The organism is Burkholderia cepacia (assembly GCF_001039005.1).
In the GTDB taxonomy this organism is placed as follows: domain Bacteria; phylum Pseudomonadota; class Gammaproteobacteria; order Burkholderiales; family Burkholderiaceae; genus Burkholderia; species Burkholderia theae.
Map to the genome: position 1 here is coordinate 1 of NZ_LDWR01000131.1, position 485 is coordinate 485.

1 pseudogene is annotated in these 485 nt (G+C 65.2%); it reads right to left on the reverse strand.

Annotation, left to right across the window (positions count from 1 at the left end):
• Positions 1-478 (reverse strand): annotated as a pseudogene (locus VL15_RS38600) (transposase); the annotation flags it as partial.
• Positions 479-485 lie beyond the last annotated feature (7 nt).

Consider the following 485-nt stretch of genomic DNA (forward strand, 5'->3'; position numbering starts at 1 on the left):
TCCGGGTCGCGCTCGCCCGACGCATTCTTGGTCGAACTCGGCGCGCTGATCAGCGTCGCGTCCACCACCGTGCCCGCGCGCAGCATCAGCCCCTTGTCGCGCAGGATGTCGTTTACCAGTGCGAGAATCTGCACGGCCAGCTTGTGCTTCTCCAACAGATGGCGGAATCGCAGGATCGTGCTCTCGTCGGGCAGCGCATCGTCCAGTTGTCCAGTCCAGCGAACTCCTGGTACAGCGGCACATCGTGCAGCGCTTCTTCCCTCGCCGGGTCCGACAAGCCGAACCACTGCTGCTGGAAGTGGATGCGCAGCATCGCTTCGACCGCGAACGGCGGGCGACCGCGCTTGCCCGCCGGGGCGTGCGGGGCGATCAGCATGACCAGATCGGCCCACGGCACCACCCGGTCTATCCCGTCCAGGAATTCGCGCTTGCGCGTGCGCTTGGTCGACAGGTTCAGTCCAAGGTCCGTTTGTTTCATGCCCTAC